General features: G+C 61.4%; 16 protein-coding genes. 8 read left to right on the forward strand and 8 right to left on the reverse strand.

The window, feature by feature from the left end; genetic code table 11:
* Window positions 1-856: 856 nt before the first annotated feature.
* From OG804_RS02420 to OG804_RS02430, 4 genes are all read right to left on the reverse strand, one after another.
* A complete protein-coding gene (locus OG804_RS02420) occupies window positions 857-1,642 on the reverse strand; it encodes an ESX secretion-associated protein EspG (RefSeq protein WP_328393386.1) in 786 nt (261 codons plus the stop codon).
* The gene (locus tag OG804_RS02425) at window positions 1,639-3,468 is read right to left on the reverse strand and encodes a hypothetical protein (RefSeq protein WP_328393388.1); all 1,830 of its coding nucleotides are present in this window, start codon (window positions 3,466-3,468) and stop codon (window positions 1,639-1,641) included. The genes OG804_RS02420 and OG804_RS02425 overlap by 4 nt, the downstream gene beginning before the upstream one ends.
* Window positions 3,469-3,650: 182 nt before the next feature.
* On the reverse strand, window positions 3,651-4,553 hold the full coding sequence (locus OG804_RS32240; RefSeq protein WP_442941725.1) for a sensor histidine kinase: 903 nt from the start codon (window positions 4,551-4,553) through the stop codon (window positions 3,651-3,653).
* A 354-nt stretch (window positions 4,554-4,907) separates the two neighbouring features.
* Window positions 4,908-5,903 (reverse strand): NADP-dependent oxidoreductase, encoded by a 996-nt coding sequence (locus OG804_RS02430; RefSeq protein WP_328393390.1) that lies wholly within the window; start codon window positions 5,901-5,903, stop codon window positions 4,908-4,910.
* 87 nt (window positions 5,904-5,990) lie between these two features.
* Between OG804_RS02430 and OG804_RS02435 the strand changes: the two genes are divergently transcribed.
* From OG804_RS02435 to OG804_RS02450, 4 genes are all read left to right on the forward strand, one after another.
* Window positions 5,991-6,656 (forward strand): TetR/AcrR family transcriptional regulator, encoded by a 666-nt coding sequence (locus OG804_RS02435; RefSeq protein WP_328393392.1) that lies wholly within the window; start codon window positions 5,991-5,993, stop codon window positions 6,654-6,656.
* Window positions 6,657-7,279: 623 nt separating this feature from the next.
* On the forward strand, window positions 7,280-9,727 hold the full coding sequence (locus OG804_RS02440) for a hypothetical protein (protein ID WP_328393394.1): 2,448 nt from the start codon (window positions 7,280-7,282) through the stop codon (window positions 9,725-9,727).
* Window positions 9,728-9,908: 181 nt separating this feature from the next.
* On the forward strand, window positions 9,909-10,259 hold the full coding sequence (locus tag OG804_RS02445) for a hypothetical protein (RefSeq protein ID WP_328393396.1): 351 nt from the start codon (window positions 9,909-9,911) through the stop codon (window positions 10,257-10,259).
* A 620-nt stretch (window positions 10,260-10,879) separates the two neighbouring features.
* The gene (locus tag OG804_RS02450; protein WP_328393398.1) at window positions 10,880-12,400 is read left to right on the forward strand and encodes an FAD-dependent monooxygenase; all 1,521 of its coding nucleotides are present in this window, start codon (window positions 10,880-10,882) and stop codon (window positions 12,398-12,400) included.
* 731 nt (window positions 12,401-13,131) lie between these two features.
* Here OG804_RS02450 and OG804_RS02455 read toward each other — a convergent pair.
* Together OG804_RS02455 and OG804_RS02460 are read right to left on the reverse strand one after the other, a co-directional pair.
* Entirely contained in the window at window positions 13,132-13,845 is a 714-nt protein-coding gene (locus OG804_RS02455; protein WP_328393400.1) for a response regulator transcription factor, read from the reverse strand.
* Window positions 13,846-14,239: 394 nt separating this feature from the next.
* Window positions 14,240-15,349 (reverse strand): GlxA family transcriptional regulator, encoded by a 1,110-nt coding sequence (locus tag OG804_RS02460; protein ID WP_328393402.1) that lies wholly within the window; start codon window positions 15,347-15,349, stop codon window positions 14,240-14,242.
* A 524-nt stretch (window positions 15,350-15,873) separates the two neighbouring features.
* Here OG804_RS02460 and OG804_RS02465 point away from each other — a divergent pair.
* From OG804_RS02465 to OG804_RS02475, 3 genes are all read left to right on the forward strand, one after another.
* Window positions 15,874-16,503 (forward strand): TetR/AcrR family transcriptional regulator, encoded by a 630-nt coding sequence (locus tag OG804_RS02465; protein WP_328393404.1) that lies wholly within the window; start codon window positions 15,874-15,876, stop codon window positions 16,501-16,503.
* Between the two features lie 8 nt (window positions 16,504-16,511).
* On the forward strand, window positions 16,512-16,664 hold the full coding sequence (locus tag OG804_RS02470) for a hypothetical protein (RefSeq protein ID WP_328393406.1): 153 nt from the start codon (window positions 16,512-16,514) through the stop codon (window positions 16,662-16,664).
* A gap of 851 nt (window positions 16,665-17,515) precedes the next feature.
* The gene (locus tag OG804_RS02475) at window positions 17,516-18,424 is read left to right on the forward strand and encodes an IS5 family transposase (RefSeq protein WP_328391131.1); all 909 of its coding nucleotides are present in this window, start codon (window positions 17,516-17,518) and stop codon (window positions 18,422-18,424) included.
* A gap of 346 nt (window positions 18,425-18,770) precedes the next feature.
* Here OG804_RS02475 and OG804_RS32245 read toward each other — a convergent pair whose 3' ends face one another.
* Entirely contained in the window at window positions 18,771-18,977 is a 207-nt protein-coding gene (locus OG804_RS32245; protein WP_442941726.1) for a transposase, read from the reverse strand.
* A gap of 1,334 nt (window positions 18,978-20,311) precedes the next feature.
* Window positions 20,312-22,204, reverse strand: coding sequence for an ESX-1 secretion-associated protein (locus OG804_RS02480; RefSeq protein WP_328393408.1), 1,893 nt, complete (start codon window positions 22,202-22,204; stop codon window positions 20,312-20,314).
* A 548-nt stretch (window positions 22,205-22,752) separates the two neighbouring features.
* Between OG804_RS02480 and OG804_RS02485 the strand changes: the two genes are divergently transcribed.
* On the forward strand, window positions 22,753-24,252 hold the full coding sequence (locus tag OG804_RS02485) for a hypothetical protein (protein ID WP_328393410.1): 1,500 nt from the start codon (window positions 22,753-22,755) through the stop codon (window positions 24,250-24,252).
* The last annotated feature ends 408 nt before the right edge of the window (window positions 24,253-24,660 follow it).

A 24,660-nucleotide genomic window follows, 5' to 3' on the forward strand; every position in this document is an offset into this window, starting at 1 on the left:
CAGGTCGATGCCTATTGGTCCGGTTTCCATCTCTGGGTTTCTATCTCGCTGAAGGCTCCTGTCCGCCGGCCGGGGTTGGCCGCAGAGGCCTCAGAGCGCGTCTGAGAGGGGGGTTTGTCACCCAGCGGTGAACTCGAACCCGAGAGAACCTTGACCAAGCCCTCGCCCGTGAGGTCCAGGATGGTGTGCTGCCGTAGGGATTGCTTTTGGACCAGAACAGCGCCGACAGCCCGCGACGTCCGGATTCGCTCATCGACTCCCGGAAACTTCCGGAACACGGCATCTTCTGGCCTGGTTTGCGGCAGCAGCGTGTTGATATGGAGCAGCGATGATTACAGCAGATGCGGTATGAGCATCGCCGCCTCGGCGTGCCCACGATCGGCCCCACGAGATCGGAGTCCTTGCCGTAGAAGACGAAACCGTTGGTGGAGTATCAGTTCTCCACCAGTCGCAATCCTGGCTGGATCTCGGCGGCGCAGTTCCGCCGATACGGCGTACTGGCAGGCAGAACAGGTGGGGACAGCGCCGATCCCAGCTCACTGTCAACCCCAGTGTCGCGGGATTGGTACAATCGGACGAAAGCCTACGAATTGGTAACCGGGTAGACGTCCGACGGCTGGGCTTGCCTGGTCATTCCGGTTGACCTCCGCTGTGGCAAAGGCGTATTCGGCTCAGATGTTGAGCGTGTGGCGTGCCGAAGTCGCACCGCTCGGGTGTGATAGGCGGCTCCGCAAGACATCACGTGACTCCTCGGATGAGTCTGTGGGAAACGATACCGCTCCAGATCCGCCTGTCGGCACCCAGGTCTATGGCGCCTATCGTTGCACCCCACGGGACCCACGGCGATCTCACGCAGCTACCGTCGCTCGTCCCTGATGGCGCGGACAACCTCCGTGATCTCGGCATTGATCTTTGCTGTCAGCCGTTCCGAGTCGACCCCGGTCGCGATCGGTGGATTCTCATCAGTGATCACATAACGGCCGTCATCGACCAGGTCTCGCCATCCGAGCCGTCGGATCACCCTGCCGCGCGGCCCGAACCTCGAAGTGCCTTGTCCAATTTCGATCACGCCGAATCTGGCCACCGCTGACTGCAGAAATTGCACCGCACTTTCGGCGGGGTCGTCGCCTGAATCCCACAGCGACAGCCGTCCGAACGAGTGATCTACACCCGCCTCCACAGCTATTGGAGGGTGCAGCGCTAAATGGGATCGTCGACCCGATCTATCCTCTGGCAGCTCGGCCGCGATGGCATCGGCCAACTTCAGCGGATCGCATTCCGTAACAGTGAACCCGCCGCTGTGATCGATGGTCTCACCCGGCAGCTGTTTCAATAAGTAACCGTAGTCCCCGTGACGGACTGCCAGCAAACGGATGCTTCCCTCAGGGCTGCCCGGCGCCCTTCTGTCCAGACCGCGTGCTATCAACCGAATATCGGGCCGGGCAACCCTCTCCAGTACGCCTTCGAAGGCAGGATCCATCGTGTCGTGCAAACGCTCCAGGGCCTCCCGCCGTTCGCGGAGGTAGTCGCCGTACAGCGGTGTTCGACTAGTGAAGACGAATGGTCGCGGTAAGAAGTCCTCCCGCAGCTGATTCCACAGGACCACGAACTCCAGGTCGGAAAAGGCCCAGGTATGTCTCATTGCTCCACAACGGGTCTGGCCGCCCTGGGCTCCGCGCCCAGCCCTTCATCGAGATTTTCGACAGAGTCCAGGAACGCGGGCCGTTTGTAGTCGCCACCTTTATCCTGTCCAGTACCACGTCCAGCGGCGGCGCCCGGGGACCCCGGCGTCCCCGCCGGCGCCATACCGGATGAAGGGAATCCGGACGAGGCGAAACCCGCACGCCCCGGAGCCGCCCCCGAGACGGTATTCGCGTTCGCCCGCGGAAACAGCTTCGATGCCTCACTCGGGCTTCGGGCCGGACTGGAACCGACGCCTGCGCCGCGGGCGGCTCCACCCGCCGTGGAACTACCGATCCCGGCGGACCTTGACGCGTTCGGTCCGCTGAGTGCCCCCGGCGGCAATCCGGCCGGCAGCGCCTGCTGCCCGGCCTGCCGCGCCGCATTCGCTGCTTCTTGCCCCATCTGTTGGGCCAATTGCCCCGCCTGTTGGAGCATCTGCTGCGCTGCCTGTTGGCCGGCCTGTGCGGTAGGTTCAGCCTGCGTACCCGCAGCCCCGCCCGCGTCCGCAACCTGTCCCGCGGGCAACCCCGTTGACGCGCCTATCGCCTGCTGCGCGGCCGATGACTGCGCTGCATAATCTCGGCTCGCGCCGCTCAGGTCTGCTGGCATCATGATCTGGCCCGCTCCGGGCATGCCGACGGCTCCGGTGCTGCCACCATCGGCAGCACCGTGGCGGTCCTCTTCTGCAACCGAGCCGTTGTTGTCACCACTGAACGAAGCCTCGGGATATGGCAATGTCGGTATTGATTCAGCGGACACCGGGAGATGCCTGAGATATGTATCCTTCATATTCTGGCGGTATGCCGGAGTAGGGTCATTCACCATCTCGCCTGGGATGATGCGGCCTGAACCATAAATACCATCCGGGTCTAGGTCTGCTCCGGCTGGATTATTGTATTCCTTCGGCATGCTGGCCTGCGTAGCGTACAGCCAACTCGACGTGTACGAGAGGTTGTCGCCAACGAGTCGAACATTTCTTGCCAACATTGGAACGCTGGTCGCATACTCTCGTACCGCGGTCACCGCCCTCTCCTTACCGGTTCCTTCCCATTTATCCTCGGTGATCGAATTGATCTGGTTCAGCAAAGAAGAGAATACGTCTTCGATTTGGTCGGCCAACCACCACCATTGTCCGGACCAGTTTGCGGCCGTTTGCGATAGGATGCTTCGGCCGAAGCGGTATAGATCTTCGTAGGTCATGGCGTCGGCGTGATGTTCTACCATGATGGTCGAAGGAACAAATTCTTCGAATTCCTGCAGTCGTTCTGTCATTTCCTCTACGCCGTGCGGATTCGGCTCAAACCCGAACGATTCCCACGAATATAATACACCGGCCGGAACAGCATCCCCGGGGAACAGAACCCACCCGGGGATATGTGTATAAACCGGAGGAGGGCCGGAAATTTCCGTTGGGTCGCTGGGCACAGCTATATCATCGAATGCCGCTTCGTTTTCGGCTTCAGCGGCGGCATACATCTTTCCCGCGGCAACGAATGTTTCAACCAAATCCTCCAAGATATCGATATGCTTGTCCAGGATCCTGGCCAACTCAACCGCTCTACCGCTGAACTGCAGCGCCAAAGCCTCTCCCGAGTCCTGATCACTCAGGCGAGACATGTTGTCCATGGTCTCTGCGACTGCACGAATCGCCCGCACTCCGCCGATCGCGTCGGCGGCTCGATTGGCGGCGCGCAAGGCTACGCCATCCTCGAACTTGAGCACGCCTTCGCGGGCACTTTCTGCGATTGCGGGCCACGGATTGGTTGTGTTGTTGTCGCCGCTCATAGCTTGTACTCCTGACTACCATGGCGAAAAACGAATTCCATTGTTCCTCATTCCCGGCCTTGTCTGCAGATTCTGGACCGAGGCCGGAGGCGCGCGGACCGAACTGGCCACCAGCTTCGGAACCGTCGTGTTGCCCCTCGATGTACGGGAACGATCTAGGTCCGGTATGCGAGACACGTCATTCATGTTCGTCCGAGTGGCAATGAAAGTAGGAATTCAGCTCCGACACCAGAAGCAGGTACCGTGCATATCAGGTCGCCACCGTGCGCCCGTGCGATTCTGCGCGCTATCGTCAAGCCCAATCCTGACGTTCCTGGTGAGCGCGATGCCTCGCCTGTCAACTGCACTCCTCGATCGAATATTCGATCGCGATCCTCGACCGGAACCCCCGGGCCTTTGTCTGTGACTGCAATTGAGAGCCTGTCGGACTCTCGTCTGATATCCAGGATGATGTTGTCATCTGTCGGTGAGACGCGACTGGCGTTATCTATCAGGTTCGTCAGGATTTGTGCGATTCGGGTTGGATCTCCCACGACTGTGCACGGAGTGTCAGAAACTATCCGGAACTCTATGTTGGGATTGAGTAGTCGAGATCGATCTACCAGTTCCTCAACCAGAGGTAGCAATTCGAACCCGGTCCAGCGCAGTTCGAATTGGCCGGAATCCAGCCGGGCCATGTCGAGGAGGTCCTCTATCAACTGCGCCGCGCGGCGAGTGTCCTTCAGCACCAGCTGGTGGAGATGGTTGAGTTGCGCACCGCCGGGGCTCGATGGTGAGACAAGGATCGCTTCCACTATTGCCCGGATTCCGGCGATCGGAGTGCGCAGCTCATGCGCGGCATCCGCGACAAGTTCTGCGATTCGCCGCCCTGAATCATCGGAATATCTGGGCTCGCTCCCTGTCGTCCTGTGCGCTGTGTCGGAGCCCGGGGACTTCCTTTCGTATACCTCGCCCGGCGGTGACGCAGTCGCCCCGTGCGATGGTCGGCATGCGGAGTGAATCCTCGATACGCATGACTCAGGTGAATCAAGGCCGCCACAACCAGGCGACCCGACATGAGATATAAGGGTATTCACAACTCCCACACACTTCTATAGGCGCGATAGCGATGGCGCGGACCATCCGGTGCCGGCCACGCTTTCGCGAATTGATTCGTATGGCCAAGATTCAGCGTGCCTCCTTACTGAAATGGTCTGCCAATGAGAGCGGTCTGCGCAACGACGAATCTGTGTCGTAACCGGACATTCGGAAGTCCTGGCCCCAACGGCAGCGGGCAACGCCGAGTCCGCAGAGCAAGCCAGGTGACTCGCTCCGCGTGAATGCGGCCCGCTGGAAGCAGAGGTCGATAGGACGTGGCGAGGGCCGGAAGGGGCCGGACAGACCGCGACCACGATGAGCACCACGACGTCTGTCCCGTTCGCCACGAAGATGCGGGCGGCTCAGACTGTGATCACCAGCTTGCCGAGCGTGTGTTTGCCGCTCAGGTCGCTGTATGCCTGTGGGGCATTGTCAAGGGTGTACTGACGGCAGATCGTGATCGGTACCTGGGCAGACAGCACTCGACGGGCCAGTTCTTCGAGATCACCGGGCTCGGTGCGGGTCGTTGCGGCCGTTACGGCAAGGTCTTCCCGGCCTGGCACGGCCTCGGCGTAGCGTCCGCTGACTGTGACGATCCGTCCGCCCGGGGCTGCTGCGCCGGCCGTGTCCGGGAGGTAGGCCGACGGCAGTATCAGATCTATGAGCACATCGACACCGTGCGGGGCGAGGCGCAGCGCCTGGGTGATCGTGTTCACGCGGGTGTGGTCGATGGTCTCATCGGCGCCCAGCCGAAGCATATGTTCGCGGTCGGCGGCGCTCGCGGTGGCAAGAACACGGGCGCCGGTGCTCGCCAGTAGTGGCACGAGAATCGTTCCGACGCCGCCCGTCGCGCCGATGACCAGGGCGGTCTGCCCCGTGCGTAGACGGGCCTGGCGGGCGATCTCCCACGCGGTCAGTCCTGTTGTCGGCATGGCAGCAGCTTCCTCGACCGATAGACCGTCTGGTCGATGCGCCAACGCGGGAGAATCGGCCTCGAAAACCGCGTACTCGGCCATCGTTCCTGTTGAGAACGACGGTGGCACGGCCAAGTCGGCTGCCCACGGGAACCCGCGCGGCGCCGCCCACCCGAACACCTCCTCGCCGATGGCGAACCGTTCCACGCCCGCCCCGGTTTCGGTCACCGTTCCCGCGAAGTCGAGTCCGGGAATGAACGGGAACGTCATCGGTACGAGGTCACGCACTTCTCCGGCGAGCAGGCGTAGCTCCCCAGGGTTGACCGACGCGGCCGCGATCCGCACCTGGATCTGGCCCGGCCCGGGTTGCGGAACGGGTGCCTCTATCACCTGCAAGGTATGGGGTGGGCCGTAGTCCTCGGCGAGCACCGTAGTCATCAGCATCAAAGAACCTCCTAACCGGACCAAATGGTCATCTTGAGGTTATCACTTAAACGGACTGTATGGTCATGTTTGCTCTATGCTGGTCACGTGTCCTTCCCTGTGCCCCGCCAGCTGCGAGCCGATGCCGCACGCAATCGACAACTTCTCCTCGGAGCGGCCGCGCAGGCGTTCGCGGAGCTCGGTCCAGAGGTGACTGTCGCGGAGATCGCCCGGCGTGCCGGGATCGGCAAGGGCACGGTGTTTCGTCACTTCGCCACCAAGGAGCAATTGCTCGGCGCGATCGCTGCGCACCTGTACCAGGCGCTCAGTGGCGTCGGCGAAACCCTCCTCGCGGCCGAGGATCCGACAGCGGCACTGTTGGAGTTCATGACTTCTATCGCAGAGATGCATGTGACCAACCGGGCGTTTGCGCAGATCTCGGGATGCGCATTCCTGCACCATCCCGATCCCGACGCCGCCGCTGCCCAGGCCGCATTGGCGCACGTAGCCGACGAGCTCGTCGCGCGAGCTCGTCGCGTGGGCGGCATACGCGAGGACATCGCGGGAATTGACGTCTTGCTCCTGAGTGCTGGTGCAAGCCATGCGGCCGAGCCCCTGCGTGCGATGGACTCGGAACTGTGGCGGCGCTACCTCGCGACGATCTTCGACGGGCTGCGCCCGATGGGAGCGCACCCTCTGCCTCGACCCGCACCGCACACGGCAACTTGGCCGGCGTCCTGTCGAACCGAAACCACTTCCGCCGCAGAGGGATAGTCGACAGCACGCAGCTAGCAACTGTATCTCTCTCCGGATCCAGTAGCTTCGGGAACGGCGGCGGCGAATCGTTGGGGGCAAAGCTCGAATGGGCGTTAGAGCCTGCGGGATATCCGGTCGCTCGGTGGCCCGCGCTCGCCGGCTCCGGAGCAACCCGTGACGCACTCGGTAGGCGGCCGAGTACGAGATGTGTTCGAGGGCCGTGGTTCAACTGCGCAGGGCGGTGCTCCTTCCTGTTCCCCGATAACAACGTTGACCCGGCCGGCCGGGGCCTGCTGCGTGTCACTGCTACCCCCGATAGCGCTGTCGAACTCAATTCCTGTCAAGGTGAAGAGTAATCGTTTGCACGCGCGTTCATGTTTGGGGAGCGGAATTATCACGCCTCTTTCAGAATTTCCTCATGATTGAGTAGGTGTCCCGCGTAGCGACGGCTCCGAATGTTTCAGGGTTTCTTCAGAACAAAGTGATTGCACGGCCGTTCAGGCCGATCGTACGATCATCTTTGATGGCTGGTGTGAGCATCGCACCACGATGATCGATTCGATATCTAGGTGAGCCGATCGGGCTGGTCCTCCTCATGGGCGGACTTTCGTTGCCTGGCGTAATTTCAAGGGAGTTTCACTGTGGCCGCTGACGATGAGACGCCGGACGGACCCAATTACCTCGAGCCCGGCGACAAACTTCATGAAGGTGATTGGCTTTATTCGAGCAATGGTAATTTCCGTCTCGGGCTTCGAGACGGCCAAATGGTCGTTGAGGACACCAACACCGAAGAATCCGTTTTCGAGGTCGGGGACGACGAGGTCGAAGCGGACGAGATCAGGTTCGAAGATGACGGCGGCGGTGGGCGCGGCCAGAATACGCTCGAACTGCACCGCGTGTCCAGCGGAGATAGTGTCAACGGCGTCCCCGAGCCTGCGGCGGGGGAACTGTGGCAGGCGTCGCCGGATACCGGCGAAGAAGGAGGGGCTGCTGAGAACCTGGAGGGGCAGTGGGTCGACCATAACGACCTTTCTCCTGAGCGCTTCTATCTGACCGACGATGGCCAGATAGTCGCGGTAAACGATGAATTGAGTTCCGATGAAGGGGCTGCTCTAAATTCAACGTCTGAGCACGTTATTTGGTATAACGAAGATATCGGACCCAGGGCCGGGGATGCGATTCCATCGGCGGAAGATCGAAGTGATTCTATCGAGGTCGGTGATATCCTCGGGAAAGACGAAGATCTGCTGTCTCTGGAAATTCCTGATGGTGATCTTTCGAAGGAGCTCCTCAAGTATTTAAACCTCGCGAACCACCAATTGAGCTGGCTGAGCAAGCAGATGGGAACGTCGAATCCCGAAAGTCTCGACCCGCTACTTTCCCAAGACCACAACCCTTTCGACGATAATCTGAACGAGAATGAAAACGGCGATCTGATGTACGAGATACTCGGCGACCGCCCGGCCGAAGGCGCCACTGCGGAGGCCTTTACCGAGGCAGGTGACCGAGTGTCATGGCTTGCCGACGAGTGGGGTTACAGAGACGCCGAGTTCGAACGAACTATGGAAGCGCTCACGGCCGATCGCGCAGATACATATCGAAGCATGTACCACCGTGTGCAACTCGGGAACGAAGTGATCGAGGCCACGACCCTCGGGCTGAAACAATCCGACGGGGCATGGGCCTCCCGGGAATGGGCGAGCGCCTATGAGGCGCTTGGAATCCAGAATGTTCTCGAGGAAGCTCCTCTGTATCGAATAATCAGAGACATCGTCTGGGACTGCGTGCAGGCGGTTTCCGATTACGTTGGCAGGTCGGGTGAATCCACCGAACATCTGGGTATGTACGAGGACTTGCAAGCGGAGTACGACGGGGCCCATCCCGAGGTCTGGCTGGATCCGCCCGCGGATCCGGAACCTAACGAGGCGAAGCCCGGCACTCCGGAGGGTCCCGGCACTCCGGAAGAGGAAGTCGACCCTCCGGAGGAGGAAGTCGGCGATGAAGAGGGGGCCGGCGATGAAGAGGGGGCCGGCGATGAAGAGGGGGCCGGCGATGAAGAGGGGGCCGGCGATGAAGAGGGGGCCGGCGATGAAGAGGGGGCCGGCGACGAAGAGGGGGCCGGCGACGAAGAGGGGGCCGGCGACGAAGAGTCTGTTGAGGAGGGGAGTGGCACCGCGCAGGGTGGTGGACAAAATGGCGATGGAGAGCTGGAGGCGTCAGCGCTCCAAAGCGGCCTGTTCGAGGAAACGGATCTCGCCTCCGAACTCGAGGTGCCGACGATCGAGGGTCTTGTGGGGCTGGACGGAGCAAACACTACAGGCGCAACGCCTGTAGCCGCCGCCCCCGCCATCCCCGCCGCAATTCCATCAGTCGGCGCTTCGGGCGGCGATGGAGGTTTGTCAGCGCTGATGATGCCCATGATGGCGATGGCCGTCATGGGGCAGATGGTGCAAGCAGGGGATTCCGGCCGAAGCGGCAGTGATGAGGATTCCTCTCGGGATCGTCCCGTCGACCATCCCGCGCCGCAGGACCCGCCGCCGAATCCGCGACCCGAACCTAACGCGGAGACAACACCTCCCGGTGTCAGCGCGGCCGCGACTAGTCCGCCACCACCGAGCCCGGCCGGGCCGGAAATGGTCGAACACCGCCTACCGGACAACTCGACAGTCCATGTATCCCGGACGATCGCCGACGCGTTGATGCTTCAGCAGTCCAACCCCGCACTGAGCGCCTCCGATGCCTATGGCGGCACAATCGGTGAGTCGACCCCTGAACACCCCTGGACGCCGGTGTCGCGTGATGACTTCGCCGAATTGAGAACAGGTGACGTCATCCAGTGGGAGAACCACAGTGCCCTGCTGATCAACAACGGCAACCTGGTGCATTTTCTCGACGACGGCCAAATGGTTCCTTTAGATCCCGCGAATCCGGACAGTACGAAATACGGTGATTTCACCGCCTTCTACCATCCGACGGGAGCCGGTCCTGCCGATGCCGGGGCGTCGCAGATCTCGTCGCACACGTCCGCCGTGGTGCATCCGATCGATGGTGCCGAGCTCGCGGAGCCGAGCCACGGATCTTCCGAGTGATTCCATGGCCGGCGCCTCGAATCGAATTGAGATCACTTCAGTAAGTCAAGGAGTTGCCGATGAACCAAAACACCTACCAACAAAAAGTTTATGCCATGCCATCCCGAGAGATTGTCACGTCCAGTGACGCTGGTGCATGTCCTATCTGTGCAGTGGGCAATGCGATTGAACGGCTGGTCTGATGGCGCCCGAATTGCATCCTGACACCGCTGCTGCCCTTGAAGAAGCAAGAAATCTGGCCTATGCCCTTGATGACATGATCGAGCGGATCGACGGAATCCGTTCCAGGCGGCCTTCGCCCAGTGGCCGAGTGATCGCCGAAGCGGATGGCCTGGGCCGACTCGTCGACCTGTTTATCGCCCCCGGGACCATAGCGAACACAACGAATAGCCAAGAGTTGGTTGCCGATGTAATGGCGGCGATACGAGAGAGCACCTATGACGCCGCATACCAGCACAAGACGATTACCCAGACCGCGGCAATACTTCAATCGGACACTGGTCCCGAACCCGCTGATCATCCAGGCGTGTGAGGATCATGGTCCGCTCGTACACCCGTCCCGTATGTCCACAGACCAGGCAGGAAGAGAGTTGATTGCCATGTGTCCCGATCTGAATCAGGATCCGGAAGGCCTTCGGCGAGAAGGGCGATCGAGCCATGCTCGCGCCAGCGAGCTGTACGGCTGGGCTGATACCGGCCTTGCCTGGGAGGACCGAGAATACCTACGTAGAAAATTCGGCAACGCAGCCGAGGCGGCAATAGGCAACATCATTCTGTACAGGCGCCAGCGAAAAACGGGCATCACGTCGGCTGCCGATGGCCGGCGTGGGGTTGGTGATGCCTGCTACACGGGGGCTACAGAATTCGAAATCGCTGATGACGAAGGTGCAGTAGGGGTTAGGCGGGCAACACCCCGCGACCCATAAATGCTCTCCGCAGCGCTCACTGAAAAGCACGGGGCTCGGCGGCCATTTTTCGTGTTGCCGGACATCGGTGCCAAAATACACAGTGAGCCGCATTGGTTGCGTGCGCTCCGGGAGATTCAGCTCGGGCTTCGGTTCTGGGTCGGTCGACGCAATAGATTCTGTACCGGACATGCGCGGATTTCTCGACGCGATACGAGGTCGACCACACGACTCAAAGGAGATGATAGTGGAGAGCACTGATGTGGTCATTGCCGGCGCCGGACCGACCGGATTGATGCTGGCCTGTGAACTGCGGCTGGCCGGCGTCGACGTCGCCCTCTTCGATGGGCTCCCCGCCCGTACCGGTGAGTCACGAGCAGGTGGCATTCACGCCCGAACCATGGAAATCCTGGATCAGCGCGGCATGCTCGACCGTCTGATGGCACGCGGCCGACCGATGCAGGCCGGCCACTTCAGTGGCCTACGCATGGATTTCAGTGATCTCGACACCCGCTACCCCTACACGCTCGCAGTTGTACAAACCGAGATCGAGAAGGCATTTGAACTACACGCCGCCGAACTGGGAACACACGTACAGTGGGCGTCGCGAATCGACGGCTTACATCAAGACGACACCGGCGTCCACGTAGAGGTCACCGGACCGAGCGGTCGCCGCGTCGTCCGCGCCGAATATCTCGTCGGCTGTGACGGCGGGCGCAGTACGGTTCGTAAGCAGGCCGCAATCGGTTTCCCGGGCACCGGCGCCACCATGAGCGGCATGCTGGCCGACGTAGAGCTTCGCGATCCACCCGCCGACGTAGTGTTCAGCTGTCGCCGGGGACCAGGGAACTTCTCGGTCATGCAGTATCAGCCCGGCTGGTACCGGCTGATCGTGCAACGCTATGACCGCGTCCTGGACCGCAGCTCCGATCTGATGTTCGATGAATTTCGAGCCCATTTCACAGAGGTAGCCGGCACTGACTACGGAATGCACAGCCCTGCATGGGTGTCTCACTTCGGCGACACTGCCCGTCACGCCGACACCTATAGGCAGGGCCGCGTATTCTTGGCCGGCGATGCCGCGCACATCCACTACCCCGCCGGTGGTCAAGGACTGAACCTGGGTGTTCAAGACGCGTTCAATCTCGGCTGGAAACTCGCCGCGGCTCTTCATGGCCAGGCGTCTGAAGATCTTCTCGACACCTACACCACCGAACGGCACCCGATCGCCGCTCGCGTTCTGCACAACACACGCGCCCAGACCGCCCTCGCACGATCAGGACCGCACACCGATGCCCTGCGTGACGTAATGCTCGACCTGATCGGCATAGATGCCGTGCGGCAACGTCTGGCGCTGATGGTCACCGGGCTCGACATCCGATACGACATGACATGCACTCACCCTTTGGCGGGGCGTCGCATCCCCGACATCGATCTCACCATCAACGACCACAGCACCAGCGTTCACTCACTACTACGCACCGGTCGCGCCGTTTTGCTGAGCCTCGGCGCGGACCATCCGGCCGCTACCACTTCACAACCCTGGCATCAGCAGGTCGATATTGTTGCCGCCCAAAGCGATTGCGTCCGCTGGACCGTGCCCGGCCTCGGCGAGATCACTGCTCCCGCCGCCACACTGATCCGCCCTGACGGCTATGTCGCCTGGGCAACCGAAGATTCCAGCACTCAAGAGCTGACCGAGGCGCTTGCCGACTGGTTCGGGGCATCGCAACCCCGAAGAGTCGACCCCGGCCGGAAGAGCCCTTGAGTTGGCACAAGCGTCAAATCGGCTGTCGACAACCTCTCCATTCTCAGGTCGAGGAGACGCACAAGCTATGGGTCGTTCGGATCAGAAGGCGGGATTCGGCAGTCGTGCCCCGACAAGACTGACTGCGGTCCGTGGCCAGAACCGCAGAGCAGAGGTCGCGGTGACTCGATGACGCCTACGAAATCTGGTCGGCAGGTGGAAGAGGTATCCGCAGCGATGTTGAGCGGGATCACTGGACCGTGTCGGCGCCTCCGTTTCACAGGGGCGCGTGCCTCGGACCTACCGCCGAGTTCACACCGACTGAACTCGCGCCACCGCAACGGAAACCGCAGAGTCGCCTGATGGCCAGCTTCAACCTGCTCTGGGCAGAACTCACGTGCCCCCGCTGCTCACGCACGGTCGAGTCGGAGGCCGAGTTCAGATTCGGATTGCTCGACCTTCGCAGGTAAACCCTGGGAGAACGCCTGGAATGGGGCGAGAAAGGCTTGCGCTTTCCGACGTCTCGACCGGTCGATGGGACCTATCGAGGCGAAGCCTATGTTGAGTGCCCGAGCTGCCACAAAGACTACTGGGCTACGATCGCAGTACAGGACGACGTCATCACCGGCATCGAAGCAGACCCTGGGCGCGCGGGCTACATCCCATAGGACCGCATCGACGGGGAGGCGGATCAGCCCAACACTCCGCAGGGACACACTACACCGCCACGACTTCCGAACGATGGATCGATCTCAGCAATTCGCCACCGTGTCGACATCGGTATTTTGCGTGAAATCGGCTCGGTCCTGCAGGATGAAGCCTCGTCCGTGAACAGTGTGGATGAGCCTCGGGCCCTGGGATTCCAACTTTCGCCGAAGCATACTTATGAAGACATCCACCAAATTCGTGTTGTAATCCTCGTAACCCCAAACGGCTGCAAGAATTTGTTTCTTGTGAACTACCCGGTCATGATTCTCGGTCAAGTACGTCAGCAACTTGAACTCGGTCGCCGTCAGGCTGATAAGGCATCCGTTCCTCGTCGCAGTACCTGCCATCGAGTTCACGACGAGATCACCGACGTGGACAAGATCGTCTGTGCGACCGATCCTCCGCAGTATGGCGTTCACCCGAGCGATAACTTCAGCGAGCACAAACGGTTTGGTAACATAGTCATCCGCGCCCGTGTCAAGACCGCGTAGACGATCGCCAACGCTCTCGCGGGCCGTCAGCAACAAGACGCCGGCGGTGCACATCTCCCGAACCACTTGCAGCAGTGCGAATCCATCACGACCAGGGAGCATTACGTCCAGGATGACGACGTCCGGCCGAAAAGTATCCAGCTCATACTCCAGCTCGTAGCCATTCTCCTGGACGTGCACCTCGAACCCGAGGCCGGTCAATGCAGTGCTCAGAGCGACTCTGATGGTCTCTGTATCCTCTATCACCAACACACGTGCGCCGCTCACACCGAACCTCCACTATCGCCTTGCCACTCGCCAGAAGCTTTGCGGAGCCACCAAAGGGCTGGATGCCGGGGAATTCACGACCTCGTCGAAGACCGGAACAGCGATGCTGGCTCTGTGCATGATTGTCGAGTCGCAGAATCGAACAGACACTAAAAGATTGTACGCAAAGCGGGTGCAGCTAACGCGTGTGCACTTCCCACATTTGGGTGGACGATTGCATCTCGCCACCAGAAGGGAATCAACTCTGCAAGCATGCGACTCGATGGCCGGCACGCCGCCAGAACCACCGAGCCCGGCTCCGCGGCCACGTCGCGTTCTGTGCCGACGTGTTTTCGCGGCGGATCACGGACTGTGAGGTGCTGCAATCGGTAGAGGATGAACTGAACTCTCGCCTTCACTGTGCCCAGGCCGTTTCAAATGCTGTGTCAAGATGATACCCAGCGGTTGGGTGGGGTGGTGAAGGGGACATCGCTGCCTCGCCCTGGTGATTCGGGTAGCCGAAGTTTGCCGCGGTCCTTGTAATCTCGGGTTCGGAAGATCGCCTTCTGAAGTTCGCTGGGGTGAGGCCATAGTGTTGCCTGAATATGCGATGCAGAGTCTCGACAGAGCCGAAGCCGGCTGCACGAGCGATAGCGCGTACATCAGAGTTCGTGTGCTGGAGTCTGCGTGCGGCTTCGCGTACACGGGCCACTTCCACATACTGCCCGGGCGTCACACCGACCTGTTTTCGGAATACTCGTGCGAAATGGCGAGGACTGAGATCGATCTCGTCTGCCAGAGTCGAAATGCTGAGCTCTCGCGTGAGGTTGGCATCAATCCAGTTCAGCAGGCGCCTTATTCGGGTGTCGATGGCAGTCGATCGAGTCAAGAAGTCACTTTGCTGCGCATGCTCACCTGGCCTTTGTAGGTACATTACGAGTGAGCGTGCAACGAGACGAGAGAATTCTGGAGATTTGTCAGCCGTAATCAGGGCGAGGGCGAGGTCAATCCCCGTTGCTCCCCCTGCTGAGGTCCAGATATGACCGTCCTGTATGAAAATATGGTCTGAATCGACTGAAACATCGGGGTACTCGGTTGCCAGCTGTGAGGCCGTGGCCCAGTGGGTTACGGCTCGGCGTCCATCGAGAAGGCCGGCGGCAGCCAAGATATGGGCACCCGTGCAGACCGCGGCAGTTCGGGGCAACGTTGGCGCCGCGGTCGACAACCAGTCGATAAGGGCTGGGCAGGTAAGCGCCGCGGCCCCATGGCTGTTCAATGAAACTCCGCCAGGCACAATGATGGTGTCGGCAGTCCGCCCTACCTGGTCCCAGGATGTCTCAGCGACCAGCGGCACGCCCCCGGCGCACCGGACGGTGCCCTGTTGAGCTCCAGCCAGCAGCACTTCGTACCCCTGCGCTTCGCGCTCGAGGAGTCGATTTGCTGTAACGAAGGCTTGGGTGGGCCCCGCGATGTCGAGCAATTCGACGCCTTCGAATATCATTATGACAATGCGATGCGATGTCACTGTACGATCGCCTTTTCTGGGTATCTCTGAACCGATGTGAGTCCGGGACGTAGTCCGCTGGCGATGAACCGCCCGTGAATAAGTGTCTCGATACCGAACCGGGCTGCTCGAATGCGCTATGTGCAGTCCGGCGCCTGCGGCTGCGACTGAAATATCAAGAGTATGTCGCCGTCTCCTTTGGCCTCATCGGTTCCCACTTCTCGGAGTTTCGTTGGTTCGGCGGCGAGAAGTGGTCGGTCCGACTGCTGGAACTGGCCGGTTCGTGTGCTCGGGAGTGGTGAAGCGTGATCCTCATGCGCCGTAGGCGAGTCCTGCTCGCGGCCCGGGATTTCTCTCGTTGCGGCCGGGCATGCACCCGCTCCTCGGCTGCGTCGACTGGACCCTGGATTACTTCGAGTGATGACGTGGGCGATTGATGGCACAGTGACCGAAGCATGAGAAACTCCCAAAGCTATTTGCGAGCACATGCTCGCAAATAGGATGATACGAATACCTGCTCGCATATGCAACCTGGAGGACTTTAGATGAGCACGACGCCCACCGATGGAGGTTCCGGGTCGGTTCGGAGGCAGGCGCGAGGTCTGCGCCGTGCGGATGAGGTCCTCGCAACCGCTGCGGTCGTGTTCGCGGAGACTGGCTTCGAACGGGCGACCACGAATCTCATCGCCAAGCGGGCTGGGATCTCGCCTGGATCGCTCTACCAGTACTTTCGCGACAAAGAGGCAATCGCTCGGGGACTCGCCGAGCGTTATGTCGAGCGGCTCGCTGTGATGCAGTCGGAGGCTTTCGAACTCACTGGCGACGCCGAGCAGGACTTCGACGCGGTCGTCGATCACTCGATCGATCGAATAGTCGGTTTCAACGTCGACAACCCGGGGTTCCTGGCGCTGCTCATGCGAGCGGACGAACCGAAGGGCCTCCGCGAAGCCGTTGCGCCACTGCAGGAGGAGCTGTTTCGACGAGTGCACGGCCTCTTGGCCTCCTTCGCCGACCGCAACCCGGATGCTGACGTCGCTGTTGCGACGGTGATGGCTATGCAGATCTCTCGCGGCGTGATGCCCGTGATCGCGGCGGCTGATGACCCACGAAGGTCCCCTCTCGTACCAGAACTCAAGCGCGCGCTGAAGGCCTATCTGACTGCCGCATTGAGATGATCTCGGACATGTTTCCGCAACTGTCGCTGGATATTTATGGTGTGATCGTGGTGACGCGCACGTTGACCCGGGTCGGCTCCTATTCGCCTTCACCCCTGCCTTTTTGCGACCTGGATGAGCAGATTTCGTGTCGCTGTCTGCGCTGGTTGTCGGACATCTGAGGCGGTGGTCGCGTCTGGAGCTCGATACGAAGAACGAACTGCATGGTTCTGCCACTGCTGTCGATGCTTGCCTCCATCTGGCCGTCAGCAGTGGCCTGCGGAGACTCGAATTGGAGCCGGTCCTATCGATTTCGATGGGCAGCCTGGTGGTGCATCGTTCAAGTCGCAGCTGCCGGTCGGAACAACCTTCCAGAGTCCGAGTGCGTTCCATCACGCTCCTTTCACCAACTGAACCAGCCTGATACAGCTGACATGATCGTCAACCGATAGGTAGCGCTGGCGCATCGGTATCAGCGGTGTGGCATCGCCGGGTCACTGGATCCTTTCCTGTAGGTCATCGCAGCCATAACACGATCGCTGCGATGGTGAGTTCAGCCTGGAAGGAGGCAGCACGCTTGGTGTAGCGAGTCGCCAGACCACGAAACTGGCGGTTCTCACCACGTGGGGCCGAACCGACGACGGCCGGCCCCCCGGCAGTGGTGTTGCGGCGTCGTTCGTATCCCGACCTGTTTGAGTCGGTTGAAACACCGTTCGACGACGCTGTGCTGTTTGTAGAGCTTGAGATCGAACAGGCGGTCGGTTTCCGTCGGAACGCCGCCCTTTCCGCCCGGCGACCTGATCGCTGCGTTCGGGACTATGAACGGTATGCGCCGCCGCCTCAGCGCTCGGCGGGTCGTGTGACTGAATACGCCTTGTTCGCGATCACCATGTCCAGCCCTATTAGGCCGCGTTTCATAAGCCCGATGGTGTGGGATGGAACCCGTTGTCCGGGTTGAGAAGTTGGTGATGTGGCGAGGTCTCCGGTAGTTGGTTGAACGACCAAGCACAACCGGAAACCAACCGGAGACCTCGTGAACAGCGTAACGGCAACGTGCCGTGCGGATCTGACTGATGCTCAGTGGGCGAAACTGAAACCGCTACTACCTGCTGGTATGAAGCCGGGTCGGCCACCGCGGTGGTCGAAACGCCGGTTGATCGACGGGATCCGGTGGCGGATCCGGACCGGCAGCCCGTGGCGTGATATTCCGACAACGTATGGGCCGTGGCAGACGGTGTACGGGTTGTTCCGCCGCTGGCAGCGTGACGGCACGTGGGAATCGATACTGACCGCGCTGCAAGCCCACGCCGACGCGGGCGGCGAGATCGAGTGGACGGTGAGCGTGGACTCCACGATCGCCCGTGCGCACCAGCATGCGGCGGGTGCCCGCCGCGACTTCGACGGTCAGGTCGAACCGGCGGGTGGTTTCGACGACGAACCCGCTGACCACGGTCTGGGACGGTCGCGGGGTGGGTTCACCACGAAGCTGCATCTGGCCGCCGACCAGGGCCAGCGGCCGTTGGCTCTGGTGATCACACCTGGTCAGTGGGCCGATTGCCCGCAGTTCACGACGGTGCTCGGCGAAATACGGGTGCCGCGACTCGGGGTCGGTGGCACCCGGTCGCGACCGGATCGGGTCCTGGCCGACAAAGCCTATTCCTCGGCGGCCAACCGTGCTTACCTGCGGCAACGCGGGATCAAGGCAACCATCCCGATCAAGGCGGACCAGGCAGCGCATCGCGTGGCCAAAGGAAACGCTGGCGGCCGGCCGCCAGCGTTCGACCCGAACCTCTACAAACTGCGCCACGCCGTGGAATGCACGATCAGCCGCCTCAAACAGCACCGCGCAGTCGCCACCCGCTATGACAAACTCGCTGTCCGCTACCTGGCCACGGTCCGCGTCGCCGCAATCAACCTGTGGTTATCCGGCCACGACTTATGAAACGCGGCCTAGTGGACTGCCCAGCCCGAACCGGGCGACACTGATGCCGGTGAGCAGCAGCAACACCTGCGGATTGTCACCGCTCGGTCAGGCGTGAGCACGATCCGGATCGGCAGGCCGCGTCCGTCGACAGTGAGGTGGATCTTGGTACTCAATTCACTGCAGGACCGGCCGAGTGCTTCGGCGACGTGCGACCCGCTGCTGGGGCCCCTTATTTCCGCTCCCGCCGCATGCTGGTGAGCGCGGACCATACTTGAATCGACACTGACGATTCACTCGACCGCGCCGACAGAGTCGTCTTTGACGATGATCTCGTCGAGGGTATTCTGCCAGGTGTCGTCCGCTGTCACGACCGCAACCGTTCGTGGGCGGTCTTCCACGGCCAAAATCTCTCGAGTAGATTACGCCACGGTGCGCCTGCTCGCAGTTTCCACAGGATCGCGTTGATCACCTGCCGATGATCAACGCCACCGCCTGTCGCGCCCGGAAAGCGGCATAGGCTCGACTTCTGACCTGCCCGGTCCGCCGGTTCACCTTGGCCGACCACCGCCACTGATATTCACTGTATATCCAGCGATCTGGGCCACCGATCTCCCAACTCGGATGTTTCAGTTCGCCGTGTCTCGTTCGCTATGCATACCAACTAGTCAGTTGCGGAGACAGGCCGTTCGGCTGAAACAAGAATCCGTTGCCCGGGGGTCCCTTGTCGGTAAAGGGGCCGTCATTGGACTCGACATAGCCCCCTACATACCTACCCGGCTGCTGTCCACCCGCTGGATTAGGATTCGGGTTCGAATCGCCCGGTGGATTGGACCCTGAGTTCGGCTCGGTCCCACGGCCCCTGAATAGGTTTGCGAGACCACTTCCAGCTCCGCTTCCCAGCGCCTGGCCCGTTGCTGCGCCCACTTTTGCGCCACCCTTTGCGGCCACACTTTTGCCTATCGCGCTTCGGCCGAGCATTTCGGCCGGCACGCGGGCTAGCGCGCCAAGAGCTTGACCGACTAAACCCCCACCGACGAACTTACTGACTGCTTTTTCGGTACCCGGACCAAGGTTTTCAGCGACCCGTGTGCCTATAGCTTTACCGGCAGCCTTTCCGACGGGCCCGCCGAGAAGGCCAAACCCCAAAGCCGACCCCGCACCCGTTCCCGCAGCTTTGGCGGCGTCGCCCCAATCTTTAATGTCTCCGGAGGCCCAGTCGTTCACTACATTCGAAAATGCAGCTGCACCAACGGCCCAGCCCATCGGCGTACCAGCGAGCGCGACTCCGGCCACCCGTGCCACGACGGGTAGAGCGGCAGGTAGTATATCGACAACGCCTCCGACGGCGCCTCCCACGAGGCCTCCCAGATCCATCAGTGGTCTCGACCTTCCTCGCCGACAAAGTTTGATCAGGTATGAGCTCAGAGTCGTCGGCAATGTTCGGCTCGGCTCTCACATCGAACCCTCCTGTTCCCTTAACAGCGGAGAATCGGATGTTCCCAACTTCTTGAGGATATTCAACACTCAAGACGTGGAGATTTTCACGCAGGACCCGGAACCTTCAGGCCTTCTTCAGGATCGATCTGGTGGTGGTGCACTGACGGGAGATGCCAATCTCGGCGGCGACATGGGCGATCGGCCGGACCGGCAACGCTGGGTGAGTCGGTGTCGGCCCTCGATGGGCAGTGCGCATTGCCCGGGTCACGGATGGGTCCTGCGGTCGAGCGGACGGGGCGGTCGGCGTCTCCCCGCCTGCCGCCGTCAGGCCCGTCTACTCATCTCACCCCATGCCCTGCGTCGAGTCCTGATGCTCCGCGACACTCTGTCCCCCGATCATGCGCAGATTTCCCAGCGGCAATGGTCAACCGGGCTACATTATGAACAAACATTCATTTGTTCAACGCCCTATTGGATCGAGTCCACCTGTGAACCGATCACATCCAACGCCGGGCGTTCATTCGCTGTGGACAAACGGTTCAGTCCGGGGCCGGATCGCGTGCCCGGTGCGGTCCGTGCATCGATATCGGCCGCGACGGCGCGCTGTGGGGGATTGGTGTATCCCGAAGTCGATGGCACCGCCCTCGAACCGGCGTACGCGGGATGGTTCACAATTTCTCTGTGGGCGTACACCGAGTCTCGAAGTGTCTGGTGCGTTGGGTTGCCGGCTAGGAGCAACACGATCTCGTTGCTCCTGCGATCGAAATACACTCCGAGGGAATGTGTCTGCTGCCGGTCGGAATCCATTAGAGCGGCGACTCCATTCGGGCCCTCTTCGAGCGAGAGTGCCAGCTGCTGGTGGGCGGTACGTAGTTCCTCCCACCACGGCGGTGGCACGACGAAATCGGATTGAACGGCGGCGAGGATTCGATCCCGCAAACCGGGCACGTGCGCCGCATGTGGCGGGCGTACCGCCACATTGACGAGCTGCTGATGAGCGTGGACTGCCAGGTCGATCTGCCGTTTGCGGAGATGCGGTGCGGGTGTGCGCATCACATTGTGTAGGACCTGTGCGGAGCTGGTGAGTGCCAACCGGTCTACCCTGTTCGCGCCAGGAGTTCGGAGGAGGGGATCGCCCGAGGGTCGCACAAGCTGTTCTGATTCGGCGCCCGCGATACTCGACACAACACTCGCAGGTATCGGCTCGGAGGATGCGAGGGCGGTCAAAGTGGTATCTGTCCGCGATCCCCACTCGGTAGCGAACTCGGCGAGGATGCGAGCTGGATCGCCAAGTCGTTCCCACGATGCTTGTGATGCCGTGCCGCCGGATTCGACCAGCCGGTTGAACATCCACGGTGTCGAGACTTCCGGCGGCAGGTATAGACCGGCGGGCAGCCAGCCTCGACCTTCGTTCGACGTGATGAAGATCCGCGCCCCCTGCGGCCCTCTCATGACCGATACGGCCCACGCCGACGGTGCGGAGGAGCGGTCAACTGCCGACAATACGGCGCTCAACAAGGTCCTGGCGACGATCAGGTCTGTGATTTCCTCGGTCGGCTGAGCCGGTCCGATAGGTGTGCGGGCGGCCGCCGCCGCGCCCAAGGGACTCGGTGGGAAACCGTGTGCCGCCGTGAGCGGTGCGGAAACTATCGGTGGCACGGGAGACGGGACTTGCGCCTGCTCGGTGGATCCAGGTCGACTGGTGGCCCGATCCATGTCAGCTGCCGTCCCGGTGATCGGGGGTGTCGACGTCGACTCGGCCTTGGATTGCTGCACGACCGGGTCTCCGACCGCCGGTCCGGAACCCAGCAGCTCATGGGCGCGCACTGGTTCCGATACGTCGTGGGCCGCCTTGCCCGTACCTACCGGATAGTTGTAGGGATCTTCGGCCGAGCGAGTCCATGGCGTTGCTGCTGGGCCCCACCGGGAGGTGCCATTTGCACGAACAGTTCCGCTCAACGGACTGTGTCGCCGTACTGGATTTTCTGGCCCGCTCCCGTGTGTTGATGAGGACGGAATTCTCGCTGACGGGACAGTCGGCTGCGCGAATTGCAACGAGTTGATCGCCGATGCGCCGGCGGCATCTGTGTGTTCGTAGATGTCCGCGGCGGTGCGGAGCGAGGCGGACACTCGAAGGTGCTTGTCGGCCAGAATATTGCCGGCCGCCACCCGCGCCTCGAAGTAGCTCTGCATGGCCAGGCGTACAGGCTCGGCGATCTTGCCGTAGCCATTCTGGAAGCTACCCAGCCACTCGGTGGGCATCCTCGCCCATCGCCTGATGGTCTGGGCTGCTTCGTCGTGCTGTGAGGCAAGACGGCGGAGGGCGTTCGGATCGATTGCCAGAATGTTTTCCGAGGTCATTCGTGGGATTCCCTTCCGCCCGAGAAGCTGTCGTTCGCGCAGGTGGATAGTGTGGCCCGGTCGCCGTCGGCGTTGTGATCACCCGACGATATCGCGCTTATCGAGAGAAATTCCCAGGACGGACACTGAGAGATTTGTGAGCAACGCCGGTCCAACTTTCTCGGTTCGGGTACTGAGCGTCATGTGCCCGTTGATCTGAAGAAGCTCTGAATATTTGGCGAGAGAGCTTGCCTCATCGGTGCTTTGAAGAGTGCACTCGAATCCGCCCGCGCAAGGTGATAGCTCGGAGGGACTTCTTCGAGAATTGGGATCGAGGTGATCACGGGTTTGGACGGTTACATCAGCGCAGTAGCTGGTGAGAACACCGACATGGCCGGGCCGGTAGCCGTTGGAAGTGCTGAAGTGGCACTTCGGCTCGGCCCGCGAAATCCATTGTCATCGAGGCACCTGGGCACCGAGCCGGCCCCGGCGGTCATGTCGGTTGCGACGAGACGGCTGAGAAGGCGCGCAGGGAAGTCCCCGCGGCGACTCGAGGGGCGGTGCGCGTAATGACAGCTTCGAACGACGAGACGCTGGCGGCGGCGCTCAGCATGAACTGGCAGAACAGTGGTGTAGGGCATCGAGAACCCATTGAGGTCGAGTCGATACCGGAGTTCGTTCCTTCCGAAGACAGCGGTATCGACGGCTATTCAGAACTAGTCGCCGGACTGAATGACGCGGCAGGCTCCTTTACTGATTATCTTTTCAGCGCTGCAGAAGTCGCAGACCAAGCAGCGGAAAATACAGAAGCGTTTCGGCAGAGTATCGAGAATCTGATCAACGGCATAAATGCGTACGCGTGCAGTTTCATAGGCGGCGATGTGGAGTTCATGGACCTGCTTGCCGCAGCATTCATCGAAGCAGAGGAGTTGGCGCAGGAGGCCGTCGATGGTGGGAACGAGCTTGCGGAGGCTATGCGCAGTCTGACCGAGCAGCAGAACAGCTGGGCCGAGGAGCTGGAGGCCAGGATCGGAGAGTTGGAAGGGGCCGCATCAGCGGTCCAGACGGAATTCGACCCGCAAGCTTGGCAGGACCCCGGTGACGCCCCCACTGACGATGAGTGGCAAGGGCTGCTCGACGGGGTCGACTCCAATCCGATGGAGGGGGATGCGGCGAGGACGGCGGTCGACGGGTCGGGCACTTCACCGGGTGGTTCGTCTACACCCTGGTACGAGCAACCGAACGCTGCTGCTCCCGGTATGTCCTCGGCGGCGAACGGCGCGGCGCCGGCTTCGGACCTGGCTACCAGCATGTTGCCGCTGTTCCTATCTAATATGGCCAACCCGTCGCGCAGTATGGACGAGGCGCAGCGGGTGCGAGACGTGGACCAGTACAACAGTCGACCCGGCGGTATTCCGGGCCCGGGAGTCTACCCTCCCTCGAAGATGCCGACTGGTCCTTCCACACCATCTGCAGACCAACCCGCGACCCGAGCCCGTGCTGATTCACCGCAGTCTGCCGGTCCGCCGACAGGTGCCACCGCTCCTACCGATACCAGGAGCGGTCCTGGCCGCCGTCCCCCGACCGTCGACGAGGTTGTCGAGTACATATTCCCTGATGGGCAAACCCAACGAGTGTCGGCGCTGGTCGCTCGAGCGCTGGACAGGGCTTTCGCCGGCAAGGACGTCACAGACGCCCAATCTGCCTACGAAAAATCTCCTGCCCAGTGGTCGGTGATCAGGCGGGAGGACGGCACTCGGGTCGACGGGGACCCCAGCGATCGGATCGGTCCGGATCAGCTGATCACCGGAGATGTATCCCTCTGGGAAGATCGGACCGCCGTGGTCATCGTCTGGGGACCGGACGCCGCAACACCGCTGGAATTGATAGTGGACGGTGCCGTGCAACCGTTCGCGAGTGAAATGCGTGACAAAGCCGGCGATTTCGGTCCGTGGAGGGGTTTTATGCATCCGAAGGGCGTCACGGCACCCGAGAGTGGGACCCCGGCAGCCACTCAGGCCATAGATCAGATGGCTGTACCGGTGGTGCCCGGAGCTCCTGCGGTCTGAGGCGGAAAGGGACTATGCGAGGCTGAGTCCGGACGAGTTGTCACGCGGATCCTCTGCATTCGACATGGGCAGATGGTCCTCGCTGACGCACTTCATCGTGGCTCGTTTCCGGCGCAGTCTTGGAGTGCCGGTAGCGTTGGGGCACCAGCGTGCGCCGCTCGGCAGTCATTCGACCCGGAGTGTCCGCCGCTGATGGAGCACGTGGGTGTAGTGGTCGATGCCCCCTCCGGACACCAGTGCTAACCACAGCAAGCCCAGCGCTCACCTGAGCGCGGCGCTGTATCGGTTGGTATCGAATCTGTACTTCCAGGGCTTTGTACAGTTCCATCTTGTCCATGGGGTCGCCCGCATCGAGTCGGGCACGGATATCGCCGTGTGAATCGATGATCCCGGTGAGTTCGCGCGGGG

The organism is Nocardia sp. NBC_00416, assembly GCF_036032445.1.
Lineage (GTDB): Bacteria > Actinomycetota > Actinomycetes > Mycobacteriales > Mycobacteriaceae > Nocardia.

Bases quoted from the DNA above. Each gene is read 5' to 3' on its own strand.
- OG804_RS02420 (WP_328393386.1), bottom strand. From the start codon at position 1,642: ATGAGACATACCTGGGCCTTTTCCGACCTGGAGTTCGTGGTCCTGTGG.
- OG804_RS02425 (WP_328393388.1), bottom strand. From the start codon at position 3,468: ATGAGCGGCGACAACAACACAACCAATCCGTGGCCCGCAATCGCAGAA.
- OG804_RS02430 (WP_328393390.1), bottom strand. From the start codon at position 5,903: ATGCTGATGACTACGGTGCTCGCCGAGGACTACGGCCCACCCCATACC.
- OG804_RS02445 (WP_328393396.1), top strand. From the start codon at position 9,909: ATGGCGCCCGAATTGCATCCTGACACCGCTGCTGCCCTTGAAGAAGCA.
- OG804_RS02465 (WP_328393404.1), top strand. From the start codon at position 15,874: ATGAGCACGACGCCCACCGATGGAGGTTCCGGGTCGGTTCGGAGGCAG.
- OG804_RS02470 (WP_328393406.1), top strand. From the start codon at position 16,512: ATGTTTCCGCAACTGTCGCTGGATATTTATGGTGTGATCGTGGTGACG.
- OG804_RS02480 (WP_328393408.1), bottom strand. From the start codon at position 22,204: ATGACCTCGGAAAACATTCTGGCAATCGATCCGAACGCCCTCCGCCGT.
- OG804_RS02485 (WP_328393410.1), top strand. From the start codon at position 22,753: ATGACAGCTTCGAACGACGAGACGCTGGCGGCGGCGCTCAGCATGAAC.